Origin of the sequence: Streptomyces sp. NPDC017056 (assembly GCF_044332485.1) — a bacterium.
Lineage (GTDB): Bacteria > Actinomycetota > Actinomycetes > Streptomycetales > Streptomycetaceae > Streptomyces.
The window spans coordinates 108,665-124,961 of record NZ_JBIRPD010000023.1; the positions used below are offsets into that span (position 1 = coordinate 108,665).

14 protein-coding genes and 3 pseudogenes are annotated in these 16,297 nt (G+C 69.0%); 12 read left to right on the forward strand and 5 right to left on the reverse strand.

From position 1 onward, the window contains the following. Positions 1–540: 540 nt before the first annotated feature. The 4 genes from ACH4OW_RS32740 to ACH4OW_RS32755 all read left to right on the forward strand — a co-directional run bounded on the left by ACH4OW_RS32740 (position 541) and on the right by ACH4OW_RS32755 (position 3,555). Complete coding sequence (locus ACH4OW_RS32740) at positions 541–1,149, forward strand: nitroreductase family protein (RefSeq protein ID WP_398031504.1); 609 nt, start codon at positions 541–543, stop codon at positions 1,147–1,149. Then, the gene (locus ACH4OW_RS32745) at positions 1,109–1,501 is read left to right on the forward strand and encodes a DUF6092 family protein (protein ID WP_398031506.1); all 393 of its coding nucleotides are present in this window, start codon (positions 1,109–1,111) and stop codon (positions 1,499–1,501) included. The genes ACH4OW_RS32740 and ACH4OW_RS32745 overlap by 41 nt, the downstream gene beginning before the upstream one ends. Next, a complete protein-coding gene (locus tag ACH4OW_RS32750; protein ID WP_398031507.1) occupies positions 1,486–2,223 on the forward strand; it encodes a tRNA-dependent cyclodipeptide synthase in 738 nt (245 codons plus the stop codon). The genes ACH4OW_RS32745 and ACH4OW_RS32750 overlap by 16 nt, the downstream gene beginning before the upstream one ends. 93 nt (positions 2,224–2,316) lie before the next feature. Next, positions 2,317–3,555 (forward strand): cytochrome P450, encoded by a 1,239-nt coding sequence (locus ACH4OW_RS32755; RefSeq protein ID WP_398031509.1) that lies wholly within the window; start codon positions 2,317–2,319, stop codon positions 3,553–3,555. 15 nt (positions 3,556–3,570) lie between these two features. On the opposite strand, the gene ACH4OW_RS32760 is transcribed toward ACH4OW_RS32755, so the two are convergent. Both ACH4OW_RS32760 and ACH4OW_RS32765 read right to left on the reverse strand, forming a co-directional pair. Then, positions 3,571–5,454: a hypothetical protein gene (locus tag ACH4OW_RS32760; RefSeq protein ID WP_398031511.1), complete on the reverse strand. Its 1,884-nt coding sequence runs from the start codon at positions 5,452–5,454 to the stop codon at positions 3,571–3,573. Positions 5,455–5,614: 160 nt separating this feature from the next. Continuing rightward, the gene (locus ACH4OW_RS32765) at positions 5,615–6,274 is read right to left on the reverse strand and encodes a TetR/AcrR family transcriptional regulator (protein WP_398031512.1); all 660 of its coding nucleotides are present in this window, start codon (positions 6,272–6,274) and stop codon (positions 5,615–5,617) included. A gap of 166 nt (positions 6,275–6,440) precedes the next feature. Between ACH4OW_RS32765 and ACH4OW_RS32770 the strand changes: the two genes are divergently transcribed. The 7 genes and pseudogenes from ACH4OW_RS32770 to ACH4OW_RS32800 form a co-directional block, all read left to right on the forward strand. Next, positions 6,441–7,055, forward strand: a complete 615-nt coding sequence (locus ACH4OW_RS32770) for a DUF6230 family protein (RefSeq protein ID WP_360131843.1) — start codon at positions 6,441–6,443, stop codon at positions 7,053–7,055. Then, a complete protein-coding gene (locus tag ACH4OW_RS32775) occupies positions 7,052–8,107 on the forward strand; it encodes a DUF6114 domain-containing protein (RefSeq protein WP_398031551.1) in 1,056 nt (351 codons plus the stop codon). The genes ACH4OW_RS32770 and ACH4OW_RS32775 overlap by 4 nt, the downstream gene beginning before the upstream one ends. Next, a complete protein-coding gene (locus ACH4OW_RS32780) occupies positions 8,104–9,024 on the forward strand; it encodes a hypothetical protein (RefSeq protein ID WP_398031514.1) in 921 nt (306 codons plus the stop codon). The genes ACH4OW_RS32775 and ACH4OW_RS32780 overlap by 4 nt, the downstream gene beginning before the upstream one ends. A 197-nt stretch (positions 9,025–9,221) precedes the next feature. Further along, complete coding sequence (locus tag ACH4OW_RS32785; RefSeq protein ID WP_398031516.1) at positions 9,222–10,658, forward strand: GAF domain-containing protein; 1,437 nt, start codon at positions 9,222–9,224, stop codon at positions 10,656–10,658. 64 nt (positions 10,659–10,722) lie between these two features. Then, on the forward strand, positions 10,723–12,246 hold the full coding sequence (locus tag ACH4OW_RS32790; RefSeq protein ID WP_398031518.1) for an aldehyde dehydrogenase family protein: 1,524 nt from the start codon (positions 10,723–10,725) through the stop codon (positions 12,244–12,246). An 86-nt stretch (positions 12,247–12,332) separates the two neighbouring features. Next, positions 12,333–13,010, forward strand: a complete 678-nt coding sequence (locus tag ACH4OW_RS32795; protein WP_398031520.1) for a hypothetical protein — start codon at positions 12,333–12,335, stop codon at positions 13,008–13,010. Positions 13,011–13,178: 168 nt separating this feature from the next. Further along, positions 13,179–13,310 (forward strand): annotated as a pseudogene (locus tag ACH4OW_RS32800) (aldehyde dehydrogenase family protein); the annotation flags it as partial. A gap of 343 nt (positions 13,311–13,653) precedes the next feature. On the opposite strand, the gene ACH4OW_RS32805 reads toward ACH4OW_RS32800, so the two are convergent. Together ACH4OW_RS32805 and ACH4OW_RS32810 are read right to left on the reverse strand one after the other, a co-directional pair. Beyond that, the gene (locus tag ACH4OW_RS32805) at positions 13,654–14,010 is read right to left on the reverse strand and encodes a hypothetical protein (protein ID WP_398031521.1); all 357 of its coding nucleotides are present in this window, start codon (positions 14,008–14,010) and stop codon (positions 13,654–13,656) included. A 675-nt stretch (positions 14,011–14,685) separates the two neighbouring features. Further along, a pseudogene (locus tag ACH4OW_RS32810) lies at positions 14,686–15,022 on the reverse strand (transposase); the annotation flags it as partial. Positions 15,023–15,126: 104 nt separating this feature from the next. Between ACH4OW_RS32810 and ACH4OW_RS32815 the strand changes: the two are divergent. Continuing rightward, a pseudogene (locus ACH4OW_RS32815) lies at positions 15,127–15,392 on the forward strand (tyrosine-type recombinase/integrase); the annotation flags it as partial. A 122-nt stretch (positions 15,393–15,514) separates the two neighbouring features. On the opposite strand, the gene ACH4OW_RS32820 reads toward ACH4OW_RS32815, so the two are convergent. Then, positions 15,515–16,051, reverse strand: a complete 537-nt coding sequence (locus ACH4OW_RS32820) for a HEAT repeat domain-containing protein (protein ID WP_398031523.1) — start codon at positions 16,049–16,051, stop codon at positions 15,515–15,517. Positions 16,052–16,297: the final 246 nt, after the last annotated feature.

Sequence of the window (16,297 nt, forward strand, 5' to 3'; positions counted from 1 at the left end):
ACACAACCAGGAAAACTTCGAAGGGGCGGCAGCAACCTCCTTGATTTCACCGGAGGCCAGGGAATCGGCTAACCGAGGAACGGCGCCCGAACCCTCCAAATCCGCAATTGGCTGCAACAGTTCGCCGTGCACGCAGCACGATTCACTGCCGCCACTCGAATAAATCGGCATCAGCGGCATTACGACACACGTGAACATCTCGGACCCATAAATCAGCCACTGGGCGTAGGGCATGACAAGCCGCGCGCGAGCCCGCGCGCCTGACGCCCACGCGCGCGTGAGGTAACTGCGCTGCGTTACGGGAGGTCGATCACTCGTTCGGCACTCCTAGGGCGCGCGATCGCGGCCCGGCAGGCAGTTTGGGATTACTCCCGTTTGCCTGCGCGGCCGGCCGGCTGACCTGCGGGCCTGGTGAAAGGAACCGAGTGGTGTCCGCCCACGTCGAGGCCCCGGACCCGGTATCGCCGATCCGCCCGGCCTCCCCGACAGACCGTTGTCCCGCTCGCTCCCGCGCCGCCGGACACAGGTGGCCCCGTCGCCGTGGTTGACACGCTCAGCGCTGTCACCGCCGCTCCGAGCGGGCTGCCTCGTACCGGCCCGCCGCGGGCCCCGTCGGCGACCGCGTTCATGCAGACCCTGCTCACCCGCAGCGTCGTACGCGGCTACACCGACGCGCCGATCGACGCCCCCGTCGTGGAAACGCTGCTCGACGCCATGCTCGCCGCGCCCTCCGGAGGCAACGCCCAGGCGTGGTCCTTCCTCGCCGTCCAGGACCGGCGCACCGTCCGGCGGCTGCGCGGCCTGTCACCGGGCGTGATCGGGCTCCCACCGCTGATCGTCGTCGTCTGCGTGGACACCACGCGAAGCACCGATGCCTCCGGGCGGCGGATCGCGCCGCTGTGCGCGGCCATGGCCACCCAGAACCTGCTGCTCGCCGCACACGCGCACGGGCTCGGCGCCTGCCCGGTGCACGGCTTCGTGCCCGGCGTGCTGCGCGAGCTGCTCGACCTGCCGGACACGCTCGACCCGCTGCTACTGGTTCCGGTCGGACATCCCGCGCAGACACCCCAACCGTCCCCGCGCCGCCCCAGAAGCGAGGTGATCAGCTATGAGCGAGTCGGCCTGTCCCGACCCGCCGCAGCTGAGTGAGGGGCTCGCACTGCTGGCCGGCTTCCTGCTGAGCAGCGCGCGGGGCCTGATGGACGAACCCGGCTTCTACGGCGTCTTCCGGTGCATGGACGGGGCGCGCCGCGCCCTGGAACTGCTGGAGGCGAGCGGAGCCCACGACCCGCGGCTGGCCGCCGTACGCGCCGACATCGAACGCCTGGCCACCGGCCCGCAGCAGCCATTCGACGCTGCTGCGCTCCTGGACGGCCTCTGCTGCCAGGTGGCTCACGCCGTACGGGAACCCGCGCCGGCCGCAGACACCTCGCACACCCCTGACCCAGGCGCCCCGGCCAAGCCCACCGACATCGAGGAACGTCCGTGTCACATCCCCTGACCCCCACCGCGACCACGAGCGCGGACAGCTACACCGCGCTGCCGCACACGCCCAACTGCCGACGGCTGCTGTCGGGCGCCGACCACCTGCTGATCGGCGTCAGTCCGGGCAACAGCTACTACCGCATCCCCACCCTGGCCCGGATGCTGCGCTGGGCACACGCCACCTTCCGGCGGGTGGACGTCATCGTCCCGGACCGCTCCCTGGACTCCAACTACCGGGCGCAGGGCTATCCGGAGCAGGTGGCGCGCAAGAAGGCCCGCACCGAGATCTCCAGCGTCCGCCGCCGGGTCCGCCGCGCCTTCGAAAACAGCGGCATCCCCGAACCGGAACAACGCACCCACCTGCTGTCCGAGCTGGCGCAGTCACCCGCGTACCGCGCACTCCACCAGCGGGTCCGGGACGCGCTGGCCACGGACGAGCACACCCGCCGCGTCTGCCGGGAGGTGACGGCCCGGGCTGTCACCTCCCCCGCCGACGGCCCCGAGAGGGTGCGGGACGAGACCGCGGAGGGCGATCCGACCGGCCTGGCCCTGGAGTACCTCATCGACGAGCTGCCGTTCTTCATCGACACCCCGAGCATCCTCGGCGTGCCCGCGTCACTGGCCAGCTACCACGCCCCCGTCCCGTTCGCCGATCTGCTCTACACCGAGAACGGCCCGCTGCGCGCCGCCGCCGACCAGGGGCTCGTCCTGCTCTCGGAGATCCCGGCCGAACACTGATCGCCAACACGCCGCCGAACGCAGCCGTCGGCGACGCCCGTCCCGCCCGGCAGGCAGGTGCGGGCCGCCCCACCACGGGAAAGAGCACCCACCGTGACCACCGCACACGACTCCGCCGCGCCCGCGGACCCCGCATCCGGCACCCTCACGTACCCGTTCCACGACTGGAGCCAGCAGCTTTCCCCGCACTACGCGCGGCTGCGCGCATCCGGCCCGCCGGTCTGCCCGGTCGTCTCCGCGTACACCGGCGACCGGCTGTGGCTGGTGACCCGCTACGCCACCGCCGTGCAGGTGCTGGAGGACGCGCGGCTCAGCTCCGCTGCCGCCATGGCCTCCGGCTCCCCGCGCCAGGAACCCGTCGAGTTGCGGGCGCCCGGCACGCGCGGCAACGCCATTGCGCTTCTCAAGGAGGCCGGGCTGCGGGCAGTGCTCGCCGACGGCCTCGGGCCGCGTGCGGTACGCCGCCATCAAGAGTGGATCCGCCAACGGGCCGGCCACCTGATGCACGGCCTCGTCGAACGCCGGGACACCATCGACCTCGCAGGGGAGTTCGCCCTGCCCCTGGCGCGGCAGACAGCCTCGCGGACGCTGCTGGGCGGGCTCGGCGCGGACGAGGAGGAGCAGCTGGTCCGCTGGGCCGACCTCGGCCTGCGTTTTTGCGGCGCAACCCCACAGCAGCAGGTCGGCGCCTTCACCGACATGCACCGCTTCTTCCTCGCCCAGGCCCGCCGCCTGGCCGATTCACCGGGCGAGCACCTGTTGAAGACCGTGGCCGCGACCTGCACGGACGGTGGCCGGCTCAGCGACGAGGGACTGGCCGAGGTCGCCGAACTCCTCGTCGTGGCCGGGTACCCGACCTCCGCCGGGTTCCTCTGCGGAGCCCTGATCACCCTGTTGAACCATCCCGAGGTTGTCGCGGCGCTGAACCGCGATCCGGCGCTGATCCCGTCCGCCGTCGAGGAACTGCTGCGCCACACCCCCCTCGCCACCGGGTCCGCCAAACGCAGGGCGACCGAAGACGTGCAGGTGGACGGCGTGACCATCAAGGCAGGCGAAGTGGTGATGGTCTCGATGGAGGCCGTCAACCACGACCCCGAGGCGTTCGAGAACCCGGACGCCTTCATCCTCGGCCGCCAGGGCCCGGCGCACCTCGGCTTCGGGCGCGGCCTGCACTTCTGCCCCGGAAACCGACTGGCGCGCTGCCTGATCGAGGCCATGGTGCGCGCCGTGGCCGGCCACCCCGGTCTGCGTCTGTCCGTGGCGCCGGAGGACATCCGCTGGCACGAGGGCCTCTTCTTCCGCCGCCCCGAGGCGATTCCGGCGTCCTGGTGACCGGTCCGCCTCCAGTCATGCACGGACGATTTCGACGGTCGCGGTCCCGCCCGGTGGCACCCGGACGTCCACGCAGGTGTGAACCTTTCCGTGGATCGTCTTCCGCCGGCACTCGTACGGCCCGGCGTCAGTCCTGACGCTGTGGTGGTCGCCCGGGAAACGGGCCTGCCACACATACGTCTTCGAGGTGCCGTTGGTGAGCTGGGACCGGTGGGTGCCGTCGTGCCGCAGGTCGAAGGAGCCGTTGCCGACGGGAATCCCGTCGACCCGTAGCCAGTCGACGTCGCGGGGCAGGTGCGAGCGGGTGGTCACCCTGGTGCGCGGGGCGTCCGGGCGAAAACCCATCAGCCCCTCGACGGTCTGCGATACGAGGGTGAACGCGACTTCCGGGTAGTCGCCGTTGAGGCCCTGCGCGGCGACGGGATGGCGGTCGTCGCGGTGGTCGTAGACGTAGCGCATCCACTTCCACGCCTGCCGGTCGCGATGGTTGGCGAAGAAGGTGTCAGGCAGGTACGTGATCGCCTCGATGTTCACCGGTTTGCCCGCTCCCTCGGCCATCTCGTCGATGTAGTCGAGATAGGCGTCGTTGCGAGGGCCGGGCAGCAGGAGGCGTTTCATGGGCATGAACCAGCTGTTCTCCTTGCCCCATCCGGACAGCGGGGCGCCGGTGAGGGTGTAGGCGCGGGTCATCGCGGCGCCCTGGTTCGCGACCCAGCCGTGATGGAAGTACCTGCGCAGTTCCGCGGCCCGTTCGGCATACTGGGCCGCCTGCTGCTCGTCTCCCCGGGCCGATGCCAGCCCCGAGGCGGCGAGGTAGGCCCGGTACTGGGAGGCGAACGCGTCGCCGGCCTCGACCAGTTGCTCGCCGCTCGTCTCGTTGTAGCTGGCCGATCCCTCGAAGATGCCCCGCCCCGTGCCCTCGGCGACGCCGTTGGGTTTGACGCGGTCGTGTTCCTTGACGAATTCCGTGGTGGCGTGACGGCAGAAGTCCCACATGGTGTCGCCGACGTAGAAGGCGTCGCCGCTCCAGCGGTAGGCATGTTCCGCCTTCTCCACCAGTTCGAAGGGCGCAGGCACCTCGCGCACGAACGACTCGGGGCTGTTGTAGTCGATACGCAGAAATGTTCGGGCGTCGAAGTTGTACGACCACACGGGGTAGTACGCGTGTGCGGCCACTGCCGAGACCGCGAAAGAGCCCAGCATGGCCTTGTTCTCTTTGGTCAGCCCCAGGATCTGGGCCCCGGCGACCTGGTGGGCGGTGTCGCGCGCGTAATAGCCGCTCCGGTGCGCGTAGCCGGCCCAGTACGACGGGGCATAGGCTGCGGTGCCGTTCCCGCTGGGGTTCCTCTCGTCGACGTTGAGGGGCCCTATGGTGTCGGCCAGGTGGACCCAGCTGTTCGCCTTGCGCTTGGCCCACTGGAACATCTCCACCAGTACGGGGTCCGAGGACGTGACCTGCGGATCGGCCGGGGCCGCGGGGGACAGCATGACGTCGTCGACATGGGTCCAGCCGTCGCCGGACGCGAAGACGATCTCCATCCGGTCCCCTTTTCCCAGGGCGACCCGTGAGACGGTGTGGCGGGAGTAGAAGGAACGGTTCGCGACGGCGACCTCACCGGCCGGCGCGCCGTTGACCCGCACGAGGAACGCGCCGCGCGGCCCGCCCGCGGCGATCCAGGCGGACACGTCGTACGAGCCCTGCCCGGTCGCGGTCACCGCCTGCCCGACCTGCCGTCCCCTTCCGGCCTCCAGGTAGGCATGGCAGCGTCCGGTATGCGGATCGGCGGCCGCGACGCCGGTGCCGTCGTCCCAGGACCACCCCTCCTTGCCGTGCTCGAATCCGGGGTTGGCCAGCGCCAGGAACGACGGGTCGGCGTGGGGACCGTTGGGTGACGACACGAGCGAACCATCCTCTCGTTCGATGGGTACGGCCCAGCCCCTGTTTCTGGCACCGAGCGCGGCAGCCCCGGCGGGCCTCAAGGACACCAAGTAATCACCAAGTAGGCACCAAGTAGCCCGCACAGCACAAGAGTTGACGAGGCAACAGATTGCCCCCGCATCAGGGAACGGGCGGCCGGGTGGGTGCCGGGCAGGCGGGCTCGTACTCCTCGATCAGCCGGAGAGTGTCCCCCAGCGTCCGTACGAGCAGCGAGCCGACCGTCTCCCGGTCCAGCTCCCGCTTCGCGATCCATTCGAGGGTGACGCCCTCGACGCTGGAGAGCCAGCCGACCAGTGCCGTACGGGCCAGCGCGGGTATCTCCGTGCGGCCCCACGCGGCCTGCGCGATGGTGCCGAGCAACCGCCCACGGACCTCGTCGCGGATGGCGAGGACCTGCGCGTCGAAGCCGACGCCGCCGGAGACGATGGCGCGGTAGGCCGCCTGGTGGTGCTCGGCGTAGCGCAGGTAGCCGTCGATGGTGCGCTGGACGCGTTCCACGGGCGGCAGGTCGTGGGTGCTGCCGGCGCGCTGGACCAGACCGGCTACCGCGTCCTCGATGATCGCGAGGTAGTAGCCGCGCTTGTTCTTGAAGTAGTAGTAGATCAGGCCCTTTGCGACACCGGCCTGGCGGGCGATGTCGTCCACGGACAGGGCGTCGTACGAGGTGTCGGCGAACAGCTTCCTTCCAATGGCGATCAGTTCGGCGCGGCGCGCCTGCGAGCGCTCGGTGGCGCGGGCGGCCGGTGGGGCACCTGGTCCGCGCTGTTGACTATTATTCAAATTGGGCCCTAGTCTCCAACTGCCACGGGTTTTCCGCAGTATGGCAGAGGACGTCACCTGCGGCTTCGCCCCGTGGCCGCTCCACATCAGCACTTCCCTTGCGCGCTCGCACGTGTCCACGGCCGCGCCGAAGCGGCCGTTCCATCGCTGCCCCGGGGAGGAAGCAGTGAGCAAGAAAAAGCGGCCGTTGCCACAGGGACGGACCTCCTGGAAGAAGACCGCGGTGACGGCCATCCCCGCGGTACTCGCGGTCGGCGCCATGGCATCGGTGATGGCCGAAGGCGCGCTCGCCGCGTCGTTCGCCGTCTCGGGCACCAACTTCCAGGTCACCTCGGGAAAGCTCACCAGCCAGGGCCTGGCCTCCTACGTGCACACCGACCGCGACGCGAGCGGCAAGGGCCACCCCGTCGCGCTGCTCGGCCTGGGCAAGGCCGTCCTGAGCGACATCTGCCAGGCAGCCGAGGTCAAAACCCCCGTGGGCACCGTGGTGTTCAAACTGACCGCGGGCGGCGACGCCGGTCAGGTCACCGCCGACAACCTCGTCATCGACGGCGAGGACCTGGTGGGCGACGCGCGGTTCGGCACGGCACAGATCGGGCGGGACGCCTCCACTCTCGACCAGGTGCCCGGTGTCCAGGGAGAGAAGGGCAAGTTCGGGCTCCAGGCAGGCAACATCGAGGTCGCCGGGGTCCGGTCGCACGCCTGGTCCGCCACCGGTGGCAACTTCCGTCTCAAGGGCCTGCGGCTGGACGTGAGCCTGGACGGCAAGAAGTGCTTCTGACCGCCAAAGGCCCCGCTGCCAGGCTGCCCTGGCCCAAGCAGCGCGCGGCGTTCCGCGCCTGGCGGCGGACCCGGCCGTTCTGGGCCGGGCTGCTGCTCGTACTGGGCGGCGCCGAACTCCTGCTCGTACCGCTGTCGCCGCTGACCGTACTGATCAGCCTGGGCCTGGGCGGACTGGCCGCGATCGGCATCGGGCTCGCGCTGATCGTGGCCGGACTGTTCCTGTGGCTGCGCCCGGCCGCACACCACTACGTGAGCCTGCACGCGCTGATCCTGTCCGTCCTGTCCTTCGCGGCGACCAACCTGGGCGGGTTCCTGGTGGGAATGGGGCTGGGGATCGCGGGCAGCGCGATGGGGTTCGGGTGGACGCCAGTGCGGGAGGAAGACGGCGAGGAGTCCGAAGGTTTCGAGGGCTCTGAGGGTTCCGTGGAGGTTGACGCGCGAGAGGACGGAGGTACGTACAACGGAAGTACGTACAGCGGGAGCGCGTCCGGCGGGAGTACGCCCGGGGAAGGTACCTCCGGCGAGGGCGACGGCGGCCGGAGCAAGGCACTCGCCGTAGTGCTGCCGATCGTACTGCTCACAGCCATCGGGACGCCCGCCGAACCCGCCCAGGCGGCCGGCATTCCCGCGCAGCCCACCCCGCCGACCGTGACCACCACCATGTTCGCACCGAAGGGCTTCACGCTGGCCGGGGTCACCCGGGTACAGACGGTCAACGGCCCGGTCAAGGCGATGGTCCTCCGCATGAAGGCCGCCTCGCTCACGGACTACCGGCTCACCACCCGCGACGCCGGCGGACCGCAACTCGCACTCGGCGCACGCAACTTGGACCTCAGTGGGCACGTGACGCTCTACCTGACCAAGTTCAGCGGCTGTCTGGAAGGGCTGATCTGCCTGACCTTCACCCCCGACACGCTGCCGGTGCCGCCGGTCGTGCCGCCGTTCGTCTTCATGACCGACGTGGACGCCGAGCAGGCCCTGGTCACCTCCGACCTGATCGTCGCGGACGGGCTGACCCTGCACGCCGGGGCGAGATCGGGAACGGCATGATCGGGCTGCCGGCCGCGCTGTTCTGGGCGTACGCCATCGGATCGACGTTCGCGCTCTCCGCCGCCCGGCAACTGCAGTTCCTCGAACGCCGCGCCGCCGACCGTACCGGCCTGCCCAAGCTGCTCACACCGCGTCTGGTCAGCCGCTCCGCAAACCCGTACCTGTGCCTGACCCTGCTGTACGCCGCAGTGTTGTTGGTGCCGACGGGCCTGTTCCTGATGTGGCAGAACCCGTCCTGGTCGACGATGCACCTCGCGGACGGGCACCGCGGAGTCTGGGCCGGCTTCCCCCTGCTCTACTCGGGCGGCGTCGTGACCGCCACCCTTCTCGGCTTCCTGCTCGCCCAGGCACTGTGCCTGGTCGGCGCGGCCTACTGGGCGTACCTGAACTGCGTCTGCGGCTACTTCCTGCTCTTCGGCACCCTCATACACGGCTGGGACGGCCAGGGTTACCGCCGCTTCCTCACCACAGACAGCGCAGCGCTGCGTGCCTGGCCCGGGGACAGCCTGGTCGACAACGTCCTGCGCTTCCTGACCTCAGGCACCTTCCTCGCGCTCCTCGTCCTCGGTACCGCGGTCATCGGAACCATGCTGCTGGCCGAGATCGGCTGGCTGGCCGAAGGCTGGTTGCTGCCCGGCGGCGCACAGGACTTGAAGGTCCCGCGCGTTCTCGCCGTCGCCATCGCGGGCGCAGGTCTGTACGGGCTGCCGCTGCTCGGCGCGCTCCTGGCGAGCACGCTGGTCCGCTTCCTCGGCTTTCCCGTCGGCCTGGCGGCCTTCGCCCCCGTCGCAGGCGCACTCCTGCTGCCGCGCCGCTCCCCCGTACGGTGGCTGTACGGCCTGGTGGGCCTCCCGAAGGGGCATTGGCGGGCAACGGCGGACCTGCTGCCAGACGTACGGCCGTCAGTACGCCCCTAACCCGAAGGCGCCCTACTCCACTTCCCCTCTCCAGGGCTAAGCTTCCTCCTCCCCAGGACTGTGCGTCACCCTCCCTAGGACTGTGCGTCCCCATCCCCAGGGCTGTGCGTCACCCTCTCCGGGGCTTTACTGCCCCGCCCCCTACGAGCACCATCGGCGTACGGACGGGGACGGAAGCAGCAACGGAGAGGTGCCGCGTGGTCAACCCTTGGCTGGCTATGGAGTCGGGAGCCGACCCGGTGGAGCGCACCCGCACGGTGCGGCGCGCCCACGAGGAGTTCCTGGCCGGCGGGCCGGTGGCACAACCGGTACGCCGGGTGGTGGCCGACTCCTGGCGCCGGTCGGCGTCCTGGCACGCGACGCTCGACGGGCCGGCGCCGATCGACCTCGACGAGCCGGAACTGCGCGCCTACCGCGACGAACACCCGCTGGCCCGCGCCATGCCGGTGTTCAGGGAACTGCTGGGCTCCATCGCCCACGACGGCGCCCACGTCCTCGCCGTCTGCGACCCACAGGGGCGGATGCTGTGGGTCGAGGGGCACCCCGGTGTACGCCGGCACGCGGAGCGTATGAACTTCGTCCCCGGCGCCCGCTGGGACGAACGGCACGCCGGTACGAACGCCCCTGGCACCGCGCTGGCCGCCGACCACGCCGTACAGATCTTCGCGACCGAGCACTACAACAAACACGTCCAGCAATGGACCTGCGCGGCCGCTCCCCTGCACGACCTGCGGACGGGCCGGCTGCTGGGAGCCGTGGACATCACGGGCGGCGACCACCTCGCCAGTCCGCACAGCCTGGCCCTCGTCCAGGCCACCGCCCGTGCCGCCGAAGCCCACCTGGCCGCGTACGCCTCGTCCCCGGAGCCGCCGGACCCGGCGGCCCATCTGAGCGTCCTGGGCCGGGACGAGGCGTTGCTGGTCGCGGACGGCCGCACGCTGCGGCTAGGGCGGCGGCACAGCGAGATCGCGCTGCTGCTGGCCCGACACCCGGAGGGCCTGACAGGCGACCGGCTCGCCACCCTCCTGTACGGGGAGCGCGAGGTACGCCCCGTCACGCTGCGCGCCGAGATGTCCCGGCTGCGGCAGCTCACAGGGCCGCTGCTCGACTCGCGTCCGTACCGTCTGGCCAAGTCCGTACAGACAGACCTGGACGCCGTGGAATCCGCGCTGTCGGCCGGCGACCTGGCCGCGGCGCTACGCGGCTACCGCGGTCCGCTCCTGCCCCTCTCCGAAGCTCCCGGCGTGCGACGCCTGCGGGCCCTCCTGGACGACCGCCTGCGACGGGCCGTCCTCACCCGGCGCGACCCGGACGCCCTGCGCCTGTGGGCCGCTACCTCATGGGGCGAACACGACTTGCAAATCTGGGAAGCCTTGGAGTCCACCACACCCACCGCGCACGACACCGTCCCACCCACCACCACACCAACCACGGACGGCACGGACCCATCCACCACCGCACCAATCACGGACGGCACCGGCATATCCGCCACAGCAACCCGCCTCCGCACGGCATACGGCCTTACCACCCCCTCTCCCCCTCCTTCTCCCTCCCCCACACCCCGAGTCGCAGCCCCGCCCCCACTCCCATCCCCGTCCCCGTCCGCAACCTCCATGCAACGTCCCCGCACCTAACCTGCGCACCGGCGCCCCGACGCGGGAGCGGAGGCGCGACCCGAGAACGATTGGGAGACCCCCCATGGCCCGATACGCGAACCCCGGTGCCGCCGACGCCCTGATGTCCTTCCGGACCCGCTACGACCACTGGATCGGCGGGGAGTACGTACCGCCCGTCAAGGGCCAGTACTTCGAGAACCCCACCCCGGTCACCGGCCGGCCGTTCACCGAGATCGCCCGCGGCACGGCCGAGGACGTGGAACGCGCCCTCGACGCCGCCCACGCCGCCGCGCCCGCCTGGGGCCGCACCTCCCCCACCGAACGCGCCCAGATCCTCAACCGGATCGCCGACCGCATGGAGGACAACCTCCAAGCCCTCGCGGCCGCCGAAACCTGGGACAACGGCAAGCCCATCCGCGAGTCGACGGCCGCCGACCTCCCCCTCGCCATCGACCACTTCCGCTACTTCGCCGGCGCCATCCGCGCCCAGGAGGGCACCCTCTCCCAGCTCGACGACGACACCGTCGCGTACCACTTCCACGAGCCGCTCGGCGTCGTCGCCCAGATCATCCCCTGGAACTTCCCGCTCGTGATGGCCGCCTGGAAACTGGCCCCCGCCCTCGCCGCGGGCAACACCGCCGTCCTCAAGCCCGCCGAACAGACGCCCGCCTCCATCCACTACTGGATGAGCCTGGTCGCCGACCTGCTGCCGCCCGGCGTCGTCAACATCGTCAACGGCTTCGGCGCGGAGGCCGGCAAGCCCCTCGCCTCCAGCCCGCGCGTCGCGAAGATCTCCTTCACCGGCGAGACCACGACCGGCCGCCTGATCATGCAGTACGCCTCGGAGAACCTGAAGCCGGTCACCCTCGAACTGGGCGGCAAGAGCCCCAACCTCTTCTTCGACGACGTCTCGGCCGCCGACGACGACTTCTACGACAAGGCCCTCGAAGGCTTCACCATGTTCGCCCTCAACCAGGGCGAAGTCTGCACCTGCCCGTCCCGCGCCCTCCTCCAGCAGGGCCACTACCAGGACTTCCTGGCCGCCGGCATCGCCCGCACCGAACAGATCGTCCAGGGCCACCCCCTGGACACCGACACCATGATCGGCGCCCAGGCATCCAACGACCAGCTCGAAAAGATCCTCTCCTACCTCGACATCGGCCAGAAGGAAGGCGCCCGCATCCTCACCGGCGGCACCCGCGCCGAACTCGGCGGCGAACTGGAGGGCGGCTACTACGTACGCCCCACCGTCTTCGAAGGCACCAACGACATGCGCGTCTTCCAGGAGGAGATCTTCGGCCCGGTCGTCGCCGTCGCCCCCTTCACCGACTTCGACGACGCCATCACCATCGCCAACGACACCCTCTACGGCCTCGGCGCCGGCGTCTGGACCCGCGACACCAACACCGCCTACCGCGCTGGCCGCGCCATCCAGGCCGGCCGCGTCTGGACCAACTGCTACCACGCCTACCCGGCCCACGCTGCTTTCGGGGGGATGAAGCAGTCCGGCATTGGACGCGAGACCCACAAAATGATGCTGACCCACTACCAGGCGACCAAGAACCTCCTGGTCAGCTACTCCCCGAAGAAGCTCGGGTTCTTCTGAGCTCCTGAGGCGAGGCTCGCCAGGAGGCGCTGCCCTTCGGCTCTCCTTCCGGGGCCGGGCGGGTCGCGGGAAGAAGGCCGTGAGAGATGTCGATCGAGACGTGCAAGTCCAGATCGACATCGCCCACGGCAAGTAGCCGTCCGCCGGAAAAGCACGGCGGCTACAGGGAGGCGCGCGCTAACGTGACGGGCATGAGCTGGTCACTTAGCCTCCTGAAGCCCCAGGAACCGGAGCTGCTCGATGCGCTGTTCCTCTCGGTGGGCCGGGCGCTGCACCTCGCGAATGCCTATGAGGACAAGTGCCAGTACGTGCTCCGTGTCGGCAACCTGATCACCGCCCACCAAGCCGACCCGGCTATGACCTTCGAAGAGGCCGTCGCCTCAGTCCCCGCCGACAAGCTGCTGGGCGGCACACTGCACAGCCTGGCCGCGCACGCGATGGGCCGGACGATGGACATGGACACCCTGCACAAGGCCAGACAGGCCCGGAACTGGATCGCCCACGAAGGCGCCTCGATCGACGCCATCTGGTGCGTGGACCGCGACCACATCCTTCAGCACACCGCCAAGCTGCGCGCGGCCGTGACGGATCTCGCGCTCGGCGACAACATCAACTCGCAGTGGTGCCACGGCCTGGCTGAACCGCACGATCCGCCGCCGGCGGACTGGATCAACGGCTATCCCAACGCCGTCGACACCTGGGTCTTCGGCCGTCTCCGTGGCCTGCTGCCCGAACAGACTTCGAGGCTCGCCAGCTCGGAGTGAGGGCAAAGACCTTCACTCGTCCTCACCCTCGGTCAGGTGCTCCATAAGTCGCTCCACGGTCTCCACTGAGAGGGCCGGAGCCCGTTGCAACCAGTGATCAAGCCACTCCGTGTCCGTCATCGTGCCCGGTCAACCGCCTTCCTTATTTACGGACTTTCATCAAACTCCGCCCACGCCGCCTTCGGCGGCTACAAACAATCCGGCATCGGCCGCGAAACCCACAAGATGATGCTGGACCACTACCAACAAACGAAGAACCTGCTGGTGAGCTACTCACCGAAGAAGCTGGGGTTCTTCTAGGAGCCGAGAAGGGCGCCTGACCTGCACTTATACAGATCAGGCGCCCTTCACAGCGCTCCCTCGAGCGAAGCAGAAAAATGTGCCGCTCCCCCACTACGTCCCACCCGTGCACCCGTCCTGACCAACCGTTACGGGCCATACGCGGGCCGGATTCCCGTTCAGTCCCCAGCTGCGGCCTCCGTGTTGCCGCCCCACCAGCGCATCGATTCGGGTGGGCTAACGGACGAACTCCCCGCAGGCACACGTGCACTCGGCTGCGCACAGGTCTGGCGTCACGCGTGGTGAGGGCTGCAACCTGGACGCCAACCCAAGTTCAGGCCCGTCGAGTCCTTGAGGGCCTTGTTCAGCGCCCCGACCTCTGCGTGACTTCGAAGAGCGCTCGGGGTAGATGATCCGAGGCGAGAGGGCCAGTGCCGTGCAGGACGTCGTCGTACGCCGACGCCACGGCGGCGCCGATCAGCAGATCGGTGGCTTCGCCGATGTTCACACGCTTCGCGGGCCATCGGTATTCACCCTGGCTCACCAGGAACGTGGGGAACAGCCACCACATGTCCGGGGCAGGGTCGATGTACCTGAACGCCCGGTCGTTCAGGAAATTGACGCCATAGTGCGTGAGCGCACAGGCATCCTGCTCGCGCAGATCAAGCAGGCGTGAGGCGCACAGGAAGGAGACGGCGGGGGTGCGTTCGGCCAGGGGCATGGGGCCGTGGCGGCGTCCCGCAGTGTGGATAGTCCAGACAGGCGGGATGCCACACGTCCCATCCGAAGCCCGCTGCGTTTGGCCAGCATGCGCTGGAAGTAAACCGTTACCTCATGACTCGGGTACTGGAATTCCAGGTCGCTTTTCCAGTCCGCCATCGCCTTTGCCGCCGCCACGAAGCGGTAGGGAGGGTACAGTTCCGTCCAGTCGACTGACGGCTCGGCCGAGGTCAGGCCCTGGACCACCGGGTTCAGCGCGAAGTCGATGAGGGCCAGGACGACGCTCCCACCGAGCTCTCTCCCCGCCAGGGCGCTTGCCAGATGCCACGGCAACCCGTACTCACCGCTCATCTCCTCAATCAGGATCTCCCGAAGCGTCGGGTCGGCTATCCGCATGAAGGCACCTTCGAACTGGAAGAGCTCGTCGATCACCGCCGCGCACTCAAACAAGATTCGCGTGCTGAGCGGGCCTTCGGAGGTGTGTATGAGCTTCAGGGGCCTGCAATGCTGACGCGTGCGTCCTCCGAGCGTCCCACCATCTCCACACCCGCGCTCTGGCGCCAGGCGTCTTCCAGGGAATTCTCGAATGCCGCCTGGGTGTCCCAGGACGTGGCATCGGACTCCGTCAGGCCCTCCGGGTCCAGCAGCACGTAGTAGGCGTGGTAAAGATTGAGCCAGCCCGGACGTGCGAGCCGTCGACCGCGGCGTCCTCCATGTCCCACAAGTCCGGCCTCGCGGAGTTCCGCGGGGAGGACCTCGTGCAGGCGGGGCCAGACGACGGCCTCGGTCCAGTCCCGCAAGCGCTGCCAGCACGTCACCCCGCTGCAGCCGATCGTCTCGGTCGACACGTCCGCCCAGGTCACACCCGTGCGCAGCACGGAGACGATCCCGCGCAGAACCGCACGTTCAACCACCGCCAGCCGGCCCGGATACCGTCGACGCCGCGGCGGACGAGGTGGGAGCAGCGCAGCGACACGAGCCCACAGATCACCAGGCACAAGATCATCCGACACCCGCAGAACTCTGCCGCCCACCAGTTTAACTGCCAAGCCCGGGAGCCAAATTCATTCCGAAACGATCAGCACGAGCGCTCCGAAACCGCCTGCCTCACACTGCCCGCAAGGCTGGCCTCCGCCGCATCCGCTTCCACGACCTCCGCCACTCGACTGCGACCCTGCTTCTGGAACAGGGCGTCGAGCTCATGGTGATCAAGGAACTTCTTGATCACGCCCACATCGGAGTAACCGCCACCGCCTACGTACGACTCCGCCTCCAGCACAGCGCCAACGCCCCCTTGACACCGCGCTCGTCGGCCCGGGTACCACCGAGCCGGCCAACACCGACGATGATGAACCATCCTCCTGCGCCGCCCTCGTCCACTGACGTTGCCGTCAGCTGCTGCGGTCACCCCAACGCAGAAGCCCCGCCAGAACACATCTGGCGGGGCTTCCTTTTCGCTGGCCCCGTGGGAACTGCTTGGATCTCAACAGCGCCCGGGGCTCCGGCTACCCCAGCATTTGATCTTCGTCAAACCCGAGCTCGTCCTCGACCCCGAGTTCGACAGCCGCATGCCATCGGACAACGTCGGGCCACGACCGGGTCGTCATCCGGCGAAGGCATTCAAGGGCCTTCGGCGTGCCGATCTCCCCGAGGGAGGAGATGACCTTCTGACACAGCCAGTATGCCGGGGCGTCCTCGTGCACCGAACCTTCCGCCACCCTGAACAGGCAAGCGATCGCGTCCGTTTCACGGATCTCGCCGAGGATCTCCACAAGGTCCTCTTTGTTGAACCCCACAGCATCCGAATCAAGGATCTCCTGAAGAGCCCCGCCCAGGCCCGGCGCCCGCCAGGGGGCCGCCAGGTTGGCGAACTTGTCGACCCTTGTCCAGTTTCCCGCATGAGCGGCTTCCCGGATCCAGGAGGCGATGAGCTCAGTGGCCTCGGGGTACCCGGCCGCGATGGACCTGGCACCCCGCCCCGAGCCGTCGGCGAGCGCTTCGACCAGATCAGCCTGAGATTTCTCCTCTTCGGGGAACGTCACCAGTCCGCCACTCTTCCGGATTTGACGATTTTCGAATTGAACACTCCGACCGATCCAGGTCTGAGGCCGTACGTGTCGAAACCACGCTCCGACTTCAGGTGCACGGCATTTACATCTTGAATGATTTCATCCGGCCTCTTACCGGCAGCGATCAATTTGCCGCGGGCACCCGGGGCCATCTCGAAGCGAACCAGAGCCGTGTACTTCTCGGAATTCCTGCCTCCCCTGCGGCGGGTCTGATGCCAC